Below are 17,561 nucleotides of genomic sequence, written 5' to 3'. Positions count from 1 at the left end.
TGTTGTCGTATTCGGCTTCGCTTGCAGTTTATTCCGCTTCGCTTGGGTTTTATTCCGCTCCATTTAAATTCCAAAAAAAGAGACTACCTAAAAATCAGTAGCCTCTCGAAAATATAGATTTATTCTTTAATTAATCCTTTTTCAATCAAGAAATCACGCGCTACATCTTCTGGTTTTTCTTGGTCAATATCAACGCGTGCATTCATTTTTTGCATATCTTCAAGTGAGATTTTTCCAGCTATTTCATTTAATACGTCTTCTAGTTCTGGATACGCTTCGAGTGTTTCTTGACGCACTAGTGGTACTGCATCATATTTCGGGAAGAAGCCTTTATCGTCTGTTGTAATGTTTAAGTCAAAACGTTCAATTCGACCATCTGTCGTGAATGCTGTGATGACATCTACATCCCCTTGTTTTACTGCTTCATACATAACGTTAGGATCTAAGCTCTCTTCACCTGAGAATTCGAATGGATATTCTTCAACCATGGCATCATAGCCATCGCCTGGACGCTCATAAAATGCATGAGGTGCTCCGAATACGATGTCTTCTGATTTAGATGCTTCAACTAATTCAGAGTACGTTTTTGCATCGTACGATTTGTCTTTGCTATAAGCTAGAGTATAGGTATTTTCAAAGCCAAGTGGCTCTAACCATGTAACACCATATTTCTCTTCATATCCTTTACGTACACGCTCTAGAATACTTTCTGAGCTTTCGCCTTTTTCTAGATCTTCTCCTAATACCGATTGTAAACCAGTACCTGAGTATTCTACATAGACATCGATATCACCTTTTTCAAGCGCAGGTGTTAATATCGCTACTTCACCGAGTCCTTCTTTGTATTCCACATCATAATCTGTTTTAGATTCTACATATTGACCTAGAATTTGAGGTAAAATGAATTGCTCTGAAAATTGTTTTCCACTAAAAACGATAGGCTCACTTGAGTCCCCACCTGCATCATTTGTTGAACCACATCCTACTAATGCAACTGATGCGAATAGGGCAATTGCTGCTAAACTTTTTTTCATGTATGTTCCTCCTATTGTGTTTTCATTCCTTTTGGTGTTGCTTTCTTTTCTACCCATTTCAACAAAAAATCAAAGCTAATAGCTAGTAGCGCGACAGGTAGTGCGCCCGCTAAGACAAGCGAGTTATTATACGATTGTAAGCCTCGATAGATGACGTCCCCTAATCCACCTGCACCAACAAATGTAGCAAGCGTGGCAATTCCGACCGTTAAAACAGTTGCAGTTCGAATACCTGCCATGATAAAAGGTAATGCTAGCGGGAATTCAATTTGTTTCAGTATTTGTGTTCTTGTCATCCCCATTCCTCTACCTGCTTCAATGATGGATGAATCTACAGATGTAAGTCCGGTATACGTATTCCGTAAAATGGGTAAGAGCGCATAAATAATAAGCGCAATGAGAGCTGTGTTTGAACCAATTCCCATTAGGGGTACTAAAAATCCGAATAACGCTAAACTTGGAATGGTTTGAAACACGGCCGTTACCCCTATTACGGGTTCTGCATATTTACGATAGCGAGCTATTAATATGCCCAAAGGTAATGCGATGGCAATTCCAATTGCTAATGCTACAAAAGATAAGTAAATGTGTTCGAGGAACGCTTGTTGAATGAGATCAGAGCGACTTTGAATTGTTGCCAAAAAATCAGTCATAAGAAGACACACCTTCTTCCTTAGCTAAGACGGCCTTCAATAAAGATGTTTGATCGATGTATCCAACGAATTCTTCATCCGTATATATAGCCAATACATCTGTCTGAGGTGCTTCTAAGAGGGCAATTGCTCTTTCAACATCTTCAGATGACTTGATTAAAACTACTTGTTCACTGATTTTCGCTTGTGTAAAGTAAGCTGACAGTTCGCTAATTTTACGCTGGCCAAATGTACGCTGGCGATTGATTCGCTCTTGTCCGATGAAGTTACGTACGAAGTCATTGGCAGGGTCATGAATCAAATCATATGCCGTTCCCACTTGCTCCACTTCCCCAGCGCGTAAGACAATAATATGGTCAGCAATTTTTAAAGCTTCATCCATGTCATGCGTGACAAAAACAATGGTTTTTTGAATTCGTTGTTGCAGATTTCTCAACTCATCTTGAAGTTGTTCCCTACTAATTGGATCAAGCGCGCTAAAAGGTTCATCCATTAACACAATGTTTGGATCTCCAGCAAGTGCCCGAACAACGCCTACACGTTGTTGCTGTCCCCCGCTAAGTTCAAGAGGAAAACGATGCAAAAACGTATCAGGGTCAAGTCCTGTAATATTCATAAGCTCACTTACTCGTTTTTTCGTTTTTTCTGCACTCCATCCTTTTAATGTGGGTACCAGAGCAGCATTCTTGGCAATTGTCATATGAGGAAATAGGCCAATACGCTGAATAACATAACCGATGGAACGTCGAAGCTCTACCTCGTCGCGATCTTTAATAGATTGTTCGTCAATCAATACATCACCTGATGTTGGTACTTCTAAATGATTAATCATCTTCATTAACGTGGTTTTTCCACAACCACTTGGACCGATAATCACGGTTAATTTGCCTGTTGGAATAGTTAATGAAACATCTTTTAATGCTTCAGTTCCATCCGCAAATCTCTTCGTTACTTGGTCAAATCGAATCACAGCCTCAGCCCCTTTTTAAGCTTCAGTATGTATATCTTTTTCTATTACCCTTTTTACTTCTACATATGCATGTTTTCTTTATATTTTCTAGTTTACAACACATTCACTCTACTAGTTTAACCGAGTGTCAGTGTGCTTACACTTTCAAGTGTTTAATTTGTTTGGTTAATTCGTTAAATCGTTTATCTAGTTCAGCGTATTTACTGTCTGTTTTTGACATAAAGCTAATTTCACCTAGGAGAGCTTGTCGCTCTATTTCAAGCTTCAACAACTGCTGCTGTTGGAATGTTTCATTCTGGTGATTATTCCACTCAGCAAATGTCATGTTCACTTTTTTCATCGTTTTATCTTCAAAAACAAGGAGCTTATTTGCAATTTTGTTCAAGAAATAGCGGTCGTGAGTCACGAGAAGTATTGTGCCTGGATAACTGGACAACGTTTGTTCCAATTGTTCACGGGAAGGTAAATCCAAATGATTGGTAGGCTCATCTAATAACAATACGTCTTTTTGTTCCATCATAAACGCCATTAGTTTTAACTTTAATCGCTCTCCCATACTCAAAGAGCCTATCGGTAAACGCCAATGTTCTTTCCCGAAACCTAAATTCGTCATCAGCGTTTGAATCTGTCCACGTGTTTCAAAATCTTGCGGCTGAAACCATTCTTCAGGCGTCTTCTTTTCTGGCAAGTCTTCTACTGTTTGTTGCAAATAGCCAATACTCATAGCACTTGTTTTCCACAAGTCACCTTCAAACGTCTCTTGACCCATAAGCATCCGCATCCAAGTAGACTTCCCACAACCATTTGGTCCTATAAGCGCAACACGTTCGCCTCGTTGGATAGTAAACGATGATTTTCCCCATAATACTTGCTCACCAAATCTTTTCGAAAGATCTTTAACCTCAATCACTCGATGACCTTGTTTTTGATTGCCTTCAATTGAAAATGAAATTTCTCTTTCTTCTAAGGGTCTGTCGATTTTCGCTTTTGCTAGTTCACCTTCCAAGCGCTTACGCTTTGAGCGAATTTGTGTGTCCATGCGTTTGGCTTTCGAACGATAGAACTCTTTGTAGCCATCTTGCTTTGTTGAGTCTGCATGTGCTTTTGATGACCAATTTTGAAGGGATGCAATTTGTTCATCAATCCGCGTGATCTTTTTCTGTTGTGCATCGTACAATCGCGAATGTACTTTACGTCTTTCTTCTTTTTCCAGCCGATACGCAGAATAATTCCCTTCAAATACAGTCACTCTTTGATGCTCTACTTCCCAAATGGTCGTTGCTACTTCGTCCAGAAAATAACGATCATGTGAAACGATAATCAGGGTACCTGAATAGGACTTCACCAGTTTTACCAGTTCTTTTAAACTTTCTTGGTCTAGATGGTTTGTTGGTTCATCCAAAAGCAACAACTGAACATGACTTGTAAATGCTTGTGATAGCCTTTTTTTCATTCGTTCCCCACCACTCAAAACCTCATTCGAACGATTTTTGGGAGCCTGCCATTTATGTGAAAGGTTATTTTCCTCATTGGTAATCAATTCTAGAGCTTGATCTTCTTGTCTAAAGTAATGGATTGTTGGAGTTCCACCTATCCATTTTATTGAGCCTTCACTTGCTTCTAGCTCGGCAGCAAGTAGCGACAATAGAGTGGATTTCCCTTCACCATTACCTCCTACTACTCCAATACAACTGCCTTTTTTAATATCAATTGATACGTTGCGAACCACTATTTTATTGCCATATTCAATCAATACATTTTGTATTTTACCAAGCACGACCATTCCTATTCCCCCTATTTCGGAGGACAAAAAATCCCTCCGAGAATTATCGGAAGGATTCCATATACCCAAAATAGATCAAGACAAAAAAACTCTTTTCGAATAAAGAGACTTTCTGTAACAGTGAAAAATGGGCACACTAATCCTATTTCCGATTTCGCAAAATGTTTAATTTGCTAAGAAATAAGATTAATTTTCCATTGTCCACCCATCGTCCCTTCTTACAACATTTCTTACTAGTTAGGTTGAATTATAGCATATTGCTCTTTAATTCCAGCACAATTTCGTTAATTTGTTTTTTAGCACTTGTAACTATATGTAGCCCTTTTGAGTATCATGACTTTTGGCAAGGAGATGCCTTACCTAACCTTTGACTACCTCATGTTGCACTTTTTTCGTCAATCCTTTAAACACCAATTCATACGAAAGAGTAATACATTCTTTTATAAGGGCTGACGGTAAGTTGCCATTTAGCGCAAGTGAATTCCAATGCGTTTTGTTCATATAGTAGCCTGGATTAATCTCTTCGTATTCTTCTCGGAGCACACCCGCACGTTGCGGATCACATTTTAATGAAACAATAGGAGTTCCGGTTTTATCATGACCAAACATCGCAAACATCTTCCCACCGATTAGATATCGTTCCGCGTCCCAGTCTTTCTGATAATCAAATTGAGCCCCTTTGTGTCCTTCACACCAAACCTTCAATTCGCTCAATTCCATGTCACAGCCCCTCTTCCAAGACAAATTCCACGTGTATAGAATCCGCAATTTTTTGGTAGCCGATTTCCTGATAAATTTTGTTAGAAGTTGGGTTCATCATATCTGTGTACAGCACGCAGAAATCATATGTTTTTAATAGCTCTTCACTTCCCGCTGCAACCATGGTCCGCGCGTATCCTTTACCCCTTGCCTCATTCGGCGTATAGACAAAAGATACAGTGACTCCACGTTCAGAAGGACGAGCTTTTTTCATCATAGAAACGATTTTTCCTTGGTCCTCCCAAAAGAATACTTCTTCATCTTCCAAGAATTGATTGACCTTCTCCTTTATCGCTTCCATAGGGCTATTTTTAAGTCCTGTATCTTTTTCAAATGCTTTAAACCAATGTGCAAGTAATGGCGCTTCATCTTTTCTTGCATAACGCCAAGACCCTGGACTTTTCTCAAGTGATTGATCGACTTGATCCAAACGATAAAGACCTTGATCCATTAACAATCTGGCTTTGCATTTCGCGGTCTCCTGCCATTTCTCTGAAAACGCCGTGACTACAGATTTCACACCAACAGCCGATTGAATAGGTAGTTTTCTTTTAGAAAGTTCATGAGCAGCCAGTGTCAAAATGTCATCTATTCTTGTTTCATCAATAACGATTAGATTTATAGGATGAGGAGGTGTCATTTGAAGAAGAGCCACGATGCGGTCATTTACTTCAATGGTTGCCATGAAAGGATTTTCATATCGCCCCGCTTTGATTCCTTGCAACACGCCATAAAACAGACTATAGACATCTTCATGTTCTGTTAAAAAAGGTTTTGCTTTATCTTCAAATTCCTGAGCTTGTGTAAACACATTGAATTCCATACGATTCTATCTCCCTATTGTTTTAATAGTAGATATTACACAAATTGGTAGTCAATGTCACTCTTTTTCGAGATATTTCGTTGGATTTGAAAAATGAATGGCTATTCGTTGCAACTTTCTTGATTTCGTTGCAACTAACCAATTATCTCCTAAAAAAAATCCACCCCGCTACTCTGAGGGGATGGATAGATTTTCATTTGCGCTTTGTTTATGCTCAATTTTTTTGACAACCACGATACTAATTTCATACAGCAAAATCATGGGAATGAGTACCAAGAAATCACTCACAAAATCTGGTGGCGTCATTAGTGTCGACACGACAGCTAATATTACATACGACCATTTTCGCACCTTTTTCATTTTTTCTGAAGTCAATAATCCGATAGCTGACAAGAACATCGCGATAATTGGCAGTTCAAATAATATTCCAAGAGGCACTGTTGTCATTAACAAAAAGTGAATATACTCACTTGCAGATACCATTACATTAAAATTCACTTCACCAATATTGATTAAAAATTGATAACTTAAAGGATTCACGACAAAATAGCCAAAAGAAATCCCGACGATGAAAAGCGCAAGCATGAGAGGTGAATACAATCCTATAAATCGGCTCTCAATATGATTTAATCCAGGTTTAACAAATTGCCATATAAAATGAAAGATAAAGGGTAGTGAAAAGCCGAGGGAGAGCGCACTCGAAATCGACATATAGAATTTCACAACTTCAAGTGGGCCAAGGACGACTAATTCATTGCCTCTCGTGATATATGGGAACCACAGATTGATGGTTGAAAGTACCAAAAGGAAGAAAAAAAGAAATACTGCCACGCTCTTAATAATTTGCTTGCGTAGATCTGTTAAATGCTCCACAAGTGATGATTCGTCAGATGCAGTAATATGTGCTTTTACTTCTTTAACTTCGACCACTATTTCTTTGTCTAATGGACTAATTATTTTCTTATTGTGATGTTCATATGGGTCCATTTCTTTCACCTTCTATAGAATTTCAGATTTCTTTTCTTCTTTTTTTACAGGTTCATCGTCATCCATAAGTCCTCTTGTCGACTTTTTAAATTCTGAAAACGTCTTCCCTACTGCTGATCCAATTTCGGGTAATTTTTTCGGTCCAAATACAATGAGTACAATTACCAGAATGATGATTAATCCTGGGACACCTATGGCTCCTAATCCACCCATTACAATTCCTCCTTTTAGACGAGTGATCCACTTGATTTACTATATTTAATAATGCCTTCCGCAGCACGGTAAGCAAGCGCTCCCACTGTACCAGTTGGGTTATATCCTCCGTTATGAGCAAAGTTCCCTGCCCCGACAACAAATAGGTTTTCTGCATTCCAATGCTGCAAATAATTGTTCACTACTCCTTCTTCAGGAGCTACACTCATAACTGTACCGCCAGTGTTATGTGTAGTTTGATACGGCACAATATCATATTGATCGATCTCTCCCCGACTAACTACTGTTTTTGCTCCCATTTCTTTCATAATCTCTCCAGATTTCTCACTAATAAACTTATGAAGTGCAATGTCTTGTTTCGTAAAGTTGTACGTTAGTTGCAACAAAGGAATACCATATGCATCTTTATAGGTGCCATCTAACGATAAATAATTCTCTTTATGTGAGATTGATGCACCTTGAGCACCTACAGATAAGGTTCTTGTGAAATTATGAATCGATTGCTTTTTAAATTCCGCTCCCCATGTTGGTGTGTCTGGCGGGGCAACATTGGTAGCAATAGGTCTAGAACCCGTTTGTGTAATGGAAATATTTCCACCATGAATGAATCCAAGATTGCTATGATCAAAACTATCACCATTAAAATCATCAATGGCCATTCCGAGGGCGCCTGCTCCCATGAACGTATTGTATTGTTCATCAAAGAATCCAGTGGCACCTGGTAGTATTTGATAACAATAATTCCTTCCAAGCGTCCCTTTACCAGTATCCGGATTATATTGTTCACCAATTTTCGATACCATTAATAACTTCGTGTTATTAAATACATAACTTGTTAATACAACGACCTCTGCAGGTTGAATGAATTCTTCTCCTGATAACGTATCGACATAGCGTACCCCTGTCACTTTGTTCCCACTTTTCAAAACTTCTACAACGTTTGCTTGGAATTTCATTTCAAAATTCCCTGTTTTTCGAGCGGTAGGTACGACGGTGATTTCCGGTGAAGTCTTCGCACCGTATTCACAACCAAAGCGTTCACAGAACCCACAATATTGACATGGCGCTATTTCTGCCCCGTCTGGGTTCGTGTAGAATTCTGATAAATTCGCTGAAGGCATCATAAATGGATGGTATCCCAATTTACTTGTTGCCGATTCAAACTTCTTCAAAATTTGCGTCTTCTTCATCGGGGGAGTCGGATAATCCGCCGATCTTTTTCCCCAATTCGGATTATTATCTTCTCCTGAAATTCCTGCCGTTTTCTCAAACTTATCGAAATAAGGCTCAAGCTGGTCATATGTTAGCCCCCAGTCTTGCAAAATATAGTCTTTGGATAATTTATTCGGTCCATATTTCTTATCAGTCATCGTTTTAATCTGAAAGTCATAAGGCAAAAAACGCCATGTTTGTCCATTCCAATGCGTCCCGGAACCGCCTAAGCCCTCTCCCAACAAAAAAGAGCCCATTTGACGCATAGGAAGAGCTGGCATTTTGCGGTTGTTTCTAAATGTAATCGTTTCTTTTGCTAAGTTTTGCATCAACTCATAGCGTATGGCATAGCGATATTCGTCATGTACCTTGGCGAAGTCTTCTGTTCCACGTTCTTGACCGCGTTCTAACCCGATTACTTTCAAGCCTGCTTTCGCACATTCAGCAGCTATGATACCGCCTGTCCACCCTAGTCCTACTGTTACAACATCTACTTTTGGCAAGGTCTTTACCATATCGTTTCCCCCTTTTCTTAATGCATACTACCCAGTGACTTCGGCTCGATTTTTTGAAACGTATCACTTTCAATGACATTGATATATGCCGCTTGATGTCCGGGGTATTCTTTCATTCGCCAAGCATCCATATTGTTGTTGCCGTTATAGATTGGATCTGCATAAGCACCCTCCAGGGTGGCGGCTCTTAGTAACCGGAAGAAAAATGCGGATGTTACACCATTCATGGCTACTTCATCTTTTTGAAAAGCTGTTAAAATTTCATCCATTTGTGCTGCTTCCAATTTAGAGAAGCCATCCTTGAAACGTGTTTGAGCCTCTGCCTCTAATTTCACTACACCCTGCTTGAAGATTTCAGCGCGAGTCAAACGGCTTTGGTAACCTTGAGTAGCTGCACCGATTGCAAAAGGGGCTTGCATATATTCTTTGGTGTTACTCCCATATTGCCCAGCTAATTGGTTATCGATAAAATACGGCACCCCTAGCTCGATTGCACCTGGACCTAAGTCGTCCTTCGGAAAGATTCTCTCCGTTGCATTGGCTATTATTTGAAACTCTCGATCGTTTGTAAAAAACATTAGCCCTTTGTTCAGCGTGGCTTCTTGTTTGTGGTCTCCTGATTTCTTGTCAGTTGTGGATGGAGTATTTGCATTGTAGCCGATCAATCCACCAAGAAGACCTCCACCAATCAGTGCACCTGTAGCCACACCAGACGTTTTCAGAAACGCACGCCTTGAAATGTTCTTATCTTTACTTTCCATTCGCTTTCCCTCCATTAAGATGAATTTTGAAAGAGACCGATATTAATCCTTTATTAAAAACAAGAAGTTTTAAACTCTACTAGTAGAATAGGCAAATGGAGGGGGGATTAAACAATCAGATTGTAGCGACTTCAATTTATATAGAAGGAAGATACGTTTCATTCCCCTCTCAATCAGATTTGATCCAAGAAATCCTTTGCATAAAGTGATCTTTTTGAACATTACGTTCGTTATCTATATGAACGGAAGTTGTGAACACTTTCGACCTTCTGTATGATGTATATAGAAAGTTTGTACAGAGGGGGGTAAAAATGGATACATTCACTGATGCACAGCTTTATGTCCGAATGAGGGCAAAAGACCAGTCAGCACTTGAAGAATTATATGATCGTTATGAACGTCTCGTTTACTCCTTTGCGTATCGCATGACTCAAAATGCGCAAATGGCTGAAGATACTGTACAAGAAGTATTTATTAAATTGTGGAAAGAACATGCACCTTATACAGAAGATAAAGGCAAATTTTCTTCTTGGCTGTTAACAATGACTCGAAACACGTCTCTTGATGCCTTGCGGAAAAAAGGCAAGCAACAAGAAGTCGGTTTACTTGATAAGGATGCAGAACAAGTTAAAGTTCCTATTGAAGAGATGCCTGAACAAATGCTTGAATGGAAAGAAAAAGGAACAGTTTTACGTAATGCGATTAATCGTTTAAAAGTAGATCAACGAACAATTGTGGAACTGTTCTACTTCCATGGTTTATCGCAAGAATCTATTTCTTCAAAACTCGACATACCTCTTGGTACGGTAAAGAGTCGAATTCGATTAGCACTGCAACATTTACGAAAACACTTAGAATCAGAAAGGGGGATGTCACCAAATGGACCGTCAGATGTGTAATCAGCTCGTTGACTATTTTAATGAACAATTGAGCGAAGTCGAAAAACATGCTTTTGAAAAGCATTTAGAAACATGTGAAGAATGCACAATAGAACTTGCTGAGTGGCAAGCTTTAACGGACGATTTACCGTATGTTTCTGCTTCCGTAAATCCCCCTGAAGGTATGAAAGCACGGATACTTAAAACCGTCTTTGAAGAAGAACTTGAGAAAGAAACGACACCAGTTACGCCTACCGTTACAAGTGAAAATGTTATTCCTATAAAAAAGAATAGAAGTTTTACTTGGTTACCAGCTATAGCTGCTGCATTGATGTTGTCAGTTGGCGCAAATATTTTCTTAGCTTCTATTGTAAAAAACCAACAAGATGATATCGTGGCTCAAAGTGAAGCAGTCGATCAATTACTTGCATTCGTAAACTTGAGTCCGGTTGAAGGAGAAGCTACAGGTACAGCATCCATTGTGAAACATGGAGATGAAACACGTGTTGTCGTACAGGCAAGTTCCTTACCAGCACTGTCAAATGACGAAGTATATCAAGTTTGGTTGATTGATGAGGATGGCCCGATCAGAGCAGGAACATTTAAATCAGATTCACAAGACGGAGCAGTTGTCTTTACACTACCTGAAGGTTTAAATAAAGATTGGTCGCAAGTTGCTGTCTCTCACGAACCAAATGCCGATAGTGAATCACCATTAGGCAATGTATTAATGGCATCAGAATTTTAAAACGAAGAATTGAGTGGGTTTTCAAACCTTCTCAATTTTTTTTTGCTTTTCAGTAGCTCCACCATTATCAATAGAACAAAGAGTTGGGCTTGTGACAGTGTACTGTGTCATAAGCCCAACTCTTTTATAAATTACTTATACATATAAAAGGTATCTGTATGTAGATGTTCAACACAAGAAGCTTTTCCCTCTTCAAACAAAAGCGTAGCGAACACAAAGCCATTAAAAGAACTTAGATAGGAGCCATCCCGCTAATCGCTACATGGCAGTTTTCTGTTGATGATGGTGTTTCCATAAGTTAACTGGGATATGAGACGTGTATGAGCGATAAATCTCACGAGATGAGCGATAAATAGTTCACAATCAAAAATAGCGTCTCATTAACCAAGTTGACTACTGGTGAAACAATCTGCAAGCGCAAATGTACGATATACAAACTCTATAGTGAAGATCTCTGCTTACTCTTCTTTATCGTCTCAATAGAATGTTCTATCCCCCCCTCAATTATCACGGAATCACGCTAGGCATAACTTTCATCCAACTAATTTGAAATACTTCAAATCATCTACGTATTTACCCGTACCTACTTAAAGCCAGTAGTCATAGGCTTTAGGTACATTTTTTTCATTAGGAAAAGTGTGAGATTAAAAAGTTTTCAAATTTTCTTTTAATAAAAGTGATCCAAAGTGAACTTGTCTTCGTTAGCTATTCGAAATCAAATAAAACAAACACAAAGGGAGAGAATTTAAAATGAAAAAACGTACATTATTAGCAGTTCCATTATCAATGAGTTTACTGGTACCAACTGTAGCATTCGCAAACGACCATGAGGGCAAAGCTGCAGAAACGAATGCTGATACTAGCGTTTCTACTCCAGCATCAGAATTACGATCAACTTTAGGACATTTATTCACTGAACATGCTTTCTTAGCAGTTGAAACATTGAAAAAAGGTGCTGATGGCACTGAAGATTTCGACGCATTAGCAGGCGCACTTGGCCAAAACACAGATGATTTAACAGCAGCAGTTGCTTCAGTCTACGGTGAAGAAGCAGGAGTTGCATTTAAAGAAATTTGGAGTTCACATATTGGCTACTTCGTTGATTATGCAACAGCAACAGCTGGAGACGACCAAGCAGGGAAAGATAAAGCAGTAGCTGAACTAGATAAATATATTGTAGAACAAGCAGCATTCTTAGAAACGGCAACTGAAGGTCGCTTAAAAGCAGCTGACTTAGAAGCTGGATTGAAAATGCATGTTGACCAACTAGTTTGGGCTTTTGACAGCTATGTAGCTGGAGACTATGAAACTTCTTACATGAATGAACGTGAAGCAATTAAGCATATGACAATGGTTGCAGCTGGATTATCAACTGCTATCACAGATCAATTCCCGGATAAATTTGATAACTCAATGGCTGTCACTCCAGCTGCAGATTTACGCTCAGCTCTTGACCAAGTATTCACAGAGCATGCTGGTTTAGCAGTAATGACTATGCAAAATGGTGTAGATGGAGACCCTGACTTTGAGGCATCATCAGTTGCATTACTTGCAAACGCTGATGATTTAGCGGCTGCAGTTGGTTCAGTTTACGGTGAAGAAGGCGGAGCAGCATTTGATGCAATCTGGAAATCACATATCGGATACTTCGTTGACTACGTAACAGCTACAGCTAACGATGATCAAGCTGGTAAAGACCAAGCGATGAAAGAACTCGAAGGTTATGTAGTAGAACAAGCAGCATTTTTAGAAACGGCAACTGAAGGTGGTTTACCAGCTGCTGATCTTGAAGCTGGTCTGACTGAACACGTTAAACAATTAATTGCAGCATTTGACCAATATGTAGCAGGCGATTATGAAGCTTCTTATGCTTCATTACGTGGAGCTTATGCACATATGTTAATGCCTGCTGAAGGGTTATCTCAAACAATTGTAAATCAATTCCCAGAGAAATTTAGTGGACAATCTATGCCAGACGGTATGCCTAAAACAGGTATGGGTGGTACAGCAGATCAAGATGGTATGCCTTATGAGTGGTTCCTTCTTGGTGGTTTGTTAGCAGCAGCTATTGGTGGCGCATTCGCATTACGTAAAGCTTCAAACGAGGCGTAAACCTTGAAAAAATTACTAAGTGGTTTTCTGGGACTGTCACTTCTTCTCACGGCTTGCCAAGCAGAAGAAGCGACACCAGCCCCAGAGCCCACTGTAGATAAGCAAGAGGCTTCCAGTGAGGAAGCCTCTTCTTCTACAAAAAAAACAAATTTAACATTAAGCGAAAGCAAGCTAGCTGCTACTAAACTCATAAAAGATGAAAGACAAGGAATTGTCCCTACCCGTCTTCAGATCCCAGCAATTAATGTAGATGCTCCAATAGATCCTGCTGGATTGACTGAAGATGGCGATATGGATGTACCCGCTGATATCGTATCTACTGGTTGGTTTGAACGTGGTTATATGCCAGGGGAACCAGGAAACTCGGTGATTGCGGGGCATGTTGATGGAAAGAATGGACCTGCTGTTTTCTATGATATTGGAAAACTAAAAAGTGGGGATGAAGTTCTTGTAACAGGTGAAGACGGTAAAGAACTCGTTTTCGTCGTTAATAAGGTTGAAATATATCCGTTTGAAGCTTCTCCACTTCGAGAAATTTTCGGATTTAGTAATGGTAGTAAATTAAATCTTATAACGTGTACAGGTGAATACAATAAAAAAGGCTCATATTACGAAGACCGACTTGTTGTTTACACTACATTAAAAACATCATAAAAAGAGTGAATTATCCTTAAGGGGATGATTCACTCTTTTTACTCGTCGGTATATTTAAAAGCCATTGTTCCACTTCTTTAGGTGAATTGAACGTAATGACATCCGTTTGAACATTGGCTAATAGGTTGACCATTTTCGGTCGCGCATCTTTTGGATAACGCCATATCCAACGAATAAATTCCCAATCCATTTTCTCTTTGCAGTCTTGCCCCATATCTGGTCTCGTCGTTCCACGATATGTCCAAGCCCTCTTGCATGCCAGATATAAACATAGGACATTTGAAAAATCGAGAAAAATGATAAGATCTGCATATGTTGCTCGTAGTTCAATACTTGAATCAAAGTTCCCGTCAATAATCCATTGTGGTTTTGTTAATTCACTCTTCACTTTGTCCATAAACTCAGGCCGGGGCGATGGATTCCACCCTGGCTGCCAGAATAGCGCATCTAAATGAACAATCGGTATATCCCATTTCTCCCCTAATTTACGCGACAAGGTTGACTTCCCTGCACCTCCTGACCCAACAATCAAGATTCGTTGATGCTTAAGCTGCGTCTTCTTCAAATGAACAAACTCCAATCGTATTGCCATCTAGATCTTTAAATTTAAAAAATTCAACATTGCCTCCACTTTCGACAGGTGTTGCATCTACACCAGCATCTAACATGCGATGATGGGTGCCATGGATATCCGACGTATATAAATTAAACCATTCATGTTCTGAAGGTTGACCACTTCCCATTTGCGGACTTCGAACAAGTGTAAATGCCGTTTCCCCGTTTCCAACATCCATTGCTGCATATCCTTTTTCTTCATCATGCCATCTCAGCGCAAACCCACACTTTTCCTCAAACCATTTAATCGCGCCATTCGTGTCTTGAACAGGTAAAAATACGGTATCAATCCTTTTAAACATAGCCGTCTCTCCCTCGCTACACAAATTTGATAGTTTCATTTTATCAAGGAATGCTCTCTACTACTAGAGTATATTGAAAACTCTGAATAAATATTTCACACAAAAAAACCCCACGGGGCTCGTTAAAGAAATCTAATTGAAGAATTCCTGTTAACACAAAGAGGTTTTCAGTGCGCTTCGGACGCATTCTCTGCTGCACTATAATCTAGGGAACAAAGAGTGGGGATTCGCCCTTTTCTCCCTGAAAACCTGGAAGCTCACAGTTAAGATCGTCTGGTTTATTAGAGAATAGATATTATCTATAAGTAGATATTCGACCGAAGATGATATTTCGGTCTCCTTCTTCTTACTTTATTTCAGACCATTCTTTAAAGTCAGCAGTGACACTCATTATAAAAAAACAATAAACGGTGGGAGACGTAGACACAATTGCCCCTCAAATTTTGGATCTCATCAACACGCACAAATATGGAGGGATTCCTACGTCGATGGCGATTTTTCCTACGTGACGGACGTTTTTTCCTACGTCATCACTCTTTTTTCCTACGTGAACCTCGATTTTTACAACTGAGCCATCGCTCAGCTATTATATGTAAAAATAAATGCCAAATGGGGCTGCTCGCTTTGCTCCACAGCCTTTTCTGTGGTTGTGAGGGACACTTTGGATGGAAGAAATGACGTTTTCAGACGTCGATCGCGATTTTTCAGACGTGAAGCCTGATTTTTCAGACGTCATCTTCTTTTTTTCAGACGTCAACCCCAAAAAGTCAGACTGAGCATCGGCTGAGTCTGACTCAACAAAAAAAACCGGGCAAAGTGCGCCCGGTCCTTTTAAGATGAGTAACCATAGTAGGTTGTTGATTTCCGCTACGGTGGACGCTTTTCGCGGGCACGGCTTCAGTCTCCTCGTCACTGCAAAAACATGTGCTCCTGCGGTTACTCGTCGCAAAGATATTGGACGAATTACAGTTCGTCCAATATCTTTGCAGCGGGATCAGCGGGACAGGTGAGACCCCGCAGATCGCGAAGCGACCGAGGAGGCTCACCGCCCGCCCCGCGGAAAGCGTCCGCTTGAAACGGAAATCAACAATATTAATGAATCAATCTTTTTATCAAAAGCACCTTAAATATTGGGTTTATGGAACTAAAATTTTATACTTTCTTATCTTTTTAAAAAAAGACTCTCCACCATAAGAGAGTCCATTTATAACACTATACTAATTCAATTTGTTTTGTTTCTTTACCTAGAATTGCTACAGCTAATACGCCTATAACAATCGCTATACAGAAGATACCGAAGATCCAACCAATTTCATAACCCCTCATGACAAGTGCCCCTACCATTAACGGACCTAGAATACCTCCTACGCGACCGATTGCCGCCGCCATACCAGCTCCCGTTGTTCGAATAACAGAAGGATATTGTTCAGGCGTATATGCGTAAAGTGCACCCCAAGCACCTAGATTGAAGAAGGACAAGAAAGCACCAGATACGATCAATAACATCGTGGTATCCGCATTTCCGAATACAAACGCACTAGCAGCAGTACCTAATAAATAAGTAATCAATACAAATTTCCGTCCTGCTTTTTCAATTAACCAAGCAGCAGTGAAATATCCAGGCAACTGTGCAATCGTCATGATCAAGACATATTCAAAACTCTTAATTAAACTAAATCCTTTGATCACCATCACACTCGGTAACCATAAGAACATGCCGTAATAAGAGAATACGACTGTAAACCATAATATCCATAACATTAACGTTGGCTTCGTGTAAGGTTTTGACCAAACAGCCTTCATATTTTGACCGTATGTTCGATCACGCACTCGTTTGGCAGTAAACTGTGGTGAATCAGGTAAATTGATACGTAAATAAATAGCATAAAAAGCAGGCAATGCCGTAATCACTAAAGCTACTTGCCAGCCATAATTCGGAATAATAAAATACGAAATTAATGCAGCAATCAACCAACCAGCAGCCCAAAAACTTTCCAGTAATACAACAATACGACCACGTTCTTTGGCTTCCACACTTTCAGCTACAAGTGTTGATGCAACAGGAAGTTCGCCACCTAGTCCCATCCCAACAAAAAATCGAAATACTAAAAACACGGCAAGCGTAGTAGATAACGCTGAAAGACCACTTGCTATAGAAAACAACAGCAGCGTCAGAATAAAGACACGTTTACGACCTATTCGATCAGCTAATAAACCAAATGTTAATGCTCCCACTGCCATACCGATTGAGTTGACACTACCTATCCACCCCATCTGTCCAGGAGATAAGCTCCACTCAATGGCAAGTGCCGCCATCACGAAAGACAATATCCCTACATCCATCGCATCGAACATCCAACCAAGTCCTGCAATTCCTAATAATTTATTTCTTGAAAGAGGCTTATTCTCTTTTGTAGTTGAGGTTGTCATCTTTTCACTCCTTGTCTTTACACATGTCTATTTAACTCTTTACACATCAGTATAGTTTTATAATCATTAACTTACAACAAGAAACCTATTTAGAAAAAACACGCTACCTAGT

At 39.7% G+C, this 17,561-nt stretch carries 17 protein-coding genes; 4 read left to right on the top strand and 13 right to left on the bottom strand.

Annotated elements, in window-relative coordinates:
- Positions 1-119: 119 nt before the first annotated feature.
- The 10 genes from ACFPYN_RS18145 to ACFPYN_RS18100 all read right to left on the bottom strand — a co-directional run bounded on the left by ACFPYN_RS18145 (position 120) and on the right by ACFPYN_RS18100 (position 9,710).
- Positions 120-1,034, bottom strand: a complete 915-nt coding sequence (locus tag ACFPYN_RS18145; RefSeq protein ID WP_377736180.1) for an ABC transporter substrate-binding protein — start codon at positions 1,032-1,034, stop codon at positions 120-122.
- 11 nt (positions 1,035-1,045) lie between these two features.
- Positions 1,046-1,687 (bottom strand): ABC transporter permease, encoded by a 642-nt coding sequence (locus tag ACFPYN_RS18140; protein ID WP_377736178.1) that lies wholly within the window; start codon positions 1,685-1,687, stop codon positions 1,046-1,048.
- The gene (locus tag ACFPYN_RS18135) at positions 1,680-2,657 is read right to left on the bottom strand and encodes an ABC transporter ATP-binding protein (protein WP_377736176.1); all 978 of its coding nucleotides are present in this window, start codon (positions 2,655-2,657) and stop codon (positions 1,680-1,682) included. The genes ACFPYN_RS18140 and ACFPYN_RS18135 overlap by 8 nt, the downstream gene beginning before the upstream one ends.
- Before the next feature lie 136 nt (positions 2,658-2,793).
- The gene (gene abc-f / locus ACFPYN_RS18130; RefSeq protein WP_377736174.1) at positions 2,794-4,440 is read right to left on the bottom strand and encodes a ribosomal protection-like ABC-F family protein; all 1,647 of its coding nucleotides are present in this window, start codon (positions 4,438-4,440) and stop codon (positions 2,794-2,796) included.
- Between the two features lie 360 nt (positions 4,441-4,800).
- Positions 4,801-5,160, bottom strand: coding sequence for an MmcQ/YjbR family DNA-binding protein (locus tag ACFPYN_RS18125; RefSeq protein ID WP_377736172.1), 360 nt, complete (start codon positions 5,158-5,160; stop codon positions 4,801-4,803).
- Between the two features lies 1 nt (position 5,161).
- Complete coding sequence (locus ACFPYN_RS18120) at positions 5,162-6,022, bottom strand: GNAT family N-acetyltransferase (RefSeq protein ID WP_377736170.1); 861 nt, start codon at positions 6,020-6,022, stop codon at positions 5,162-5,164.
- A 168-nt stretch (positions 6,023-6,190) separates the two neighbouring features.
- On the bottom strand, positions 6,191-7,009 hold the full coding sequence (tatC, locus tag ACFPYN_RS18115; protein ID WP_377736168.1) for a twin-arginine translocase subunit TatC: 819 nt from the start codon (positions 7,007-7,009) through the stop codon (positions 6,191-6,193).
- 12 nt (positions 7,010-7,021) lie between these two features.
- Positions 7,022-7,222, bottom strand: a complete 201-nt coding sequence (gene tatA / locus ACFPYN_RS18110) for a twin-arginine translocase TatA/TatE family subunit (RefSeq protein WP_377736166.1) — start codon at positions 7,220-7,222, stop codon at positions 7,022-7,024.
- Between the two features lie 14 nt (positions 7,223-7,236).
- Positions 7,237-8,949 (bottom strand): GMC family oxidoreductase, encoded by a 1,713-nt coding sequence (locus ACFPYN_RS18105; RefSeq protein ID WP_377736164.1) that lies wholly within the window; start codon positions 8,947-8,949, stop codon positions 7,237-7,239.
- Positions 8,950-8,966: 17 nt separating this feature from the next.
- Entirely contained in the window at positions 8,967-9,710 is a 744-nt protein-coding gene (locus ACFPYN_RS18100; protein WP_377736162.1) for a gluconate 2-dehydrogenase subunit 3 family protein, read from the bottom strand.
- Between the two features lie 311 nt (positions 9,711-10,021).
- Between ACFPYN_RS18100 and ACFPYN_RS18095 the strand changes: the two genes are divergently transcribed.
- The 4 genes from ACFPYN_RS18095 to ACFPYN_RS18080 all read left to right on the top strand — a co-directional run bounded on the left by ACFPYN_RS18095 (position 10,022) and on the right by ACFPYN_RS18080 (position 14,102).
- The gene (locus ACFPYN_RS18095) at positions 10,022-10,609 is read left to right on the top strand and encodes an RNA polymerase sigma factor (protein ID WP_377736160.1); all 588 of its coding nucleotides are present in this window, start codon (positions 10,022-10,024) and stop codon (positions 10,607-10,609) included.
- Positions 10,590-11,336, top strand: coding sequence for an anti-sigma factor (locus tag ACFPYN_RS18090; RefSeq protein ID WP_377736159.1), 747 nt, complete (start codon positions 10,590-10,592; stop codon positions 11,334-11,336). Before ACFPYN_RS18095 ends, ACFPYN_RS18090 begins: the two co-directional genes overlap by 20 nt.
- 750 nt (positions 11,337-12,086) lie before the next feature.
- A complete protein-coding gene (locus tag ACFPYN_RS18085; protein WP_377736157.1) occupies positions 12,087-13,448 on the top strand; it encodes a copper amine oxidase in 1,362 nt (453 codons plus the stop codon).
- 3 nt (positions 13,449-13,451) lie between these two features.
- The gene (locus ACFPYN_RS18080) at positions 13,452-14,102 is read left to right on the top strand and encodes a class F sortase (RefSeq protein ID WP_377736155.1); all 651 of its coding nucleotides are present in this window, start codon (positions 13,452-13,454) and stop codon (positions 14,100-14,102) included.
- A gap of 16 nt (positions 14,103-14,118) precedes the next feature.
- Here ACFPYN_RS18080 and ACFPYN_RS18075 read toward each other — a convergent pair whose 3' ends face one another.
- The 3 genes from ACFPYN_RS18075 to ACFPYN_RS18065 form a co-directional block, all read right to left on the bottom strand.
- The gene (locus ACFPYN_RS18075; RefSeq protein WP_377736154.1) at positions 14,119-14,667 is read right to left on the bottom strand and encodes an adenylate kinase; all 549 of its coding nucleotides are present in this window, start codon (positions 14,665-14,667) and stop codon (positions 14,119-14,121) included.
- On the bottom strand, positions 14,648-15,019 hold the full coding sequence (locus tag ACFPYN_RS18070; RefSeq protein WP_377736152.1) for a VOC family protein: 372 nt from the start codon (positions 15,017-15,019) through the stop codon (positions 14,648-14,650). The genes ACFPYN_RS18075 and ACFPYN_RS18070 overlap by 20 nt, the downstream gene beginning before the upstream one ends.
- A gap of 1,212 nt (positions 15,020-16,231) precedes the next feature.
- Positions 16,232-17,449: an MFS transporter gene (locus ACFPYN_RS18065; protein WP_377736149.1), complete on the bottom strand. Its 1,218-nt coding sequence runs from the start codon at positions 17,447-17,449 to the stop codon at positions 16,232-16,234.
- Positions 17,450-17,561 lie beyond the last annotated feature (112 nt).

The organism is Paenisporosarcina macmurdoensis (genome assembly GCF_042658845.1).
Taxonomy (GTDB): domain Bacteria; phylum Bacillota; class Bacilli; order Bacillales_A; family Planococcaceae; genus Paenisporosarcina; species Paenisporosarcina macmurdoensis.
The sequence above is the reverse complement of the archived record's forward strand: the minus strand, read 5'-3'. Positions and strand labels throughout refer to the sequence as shown.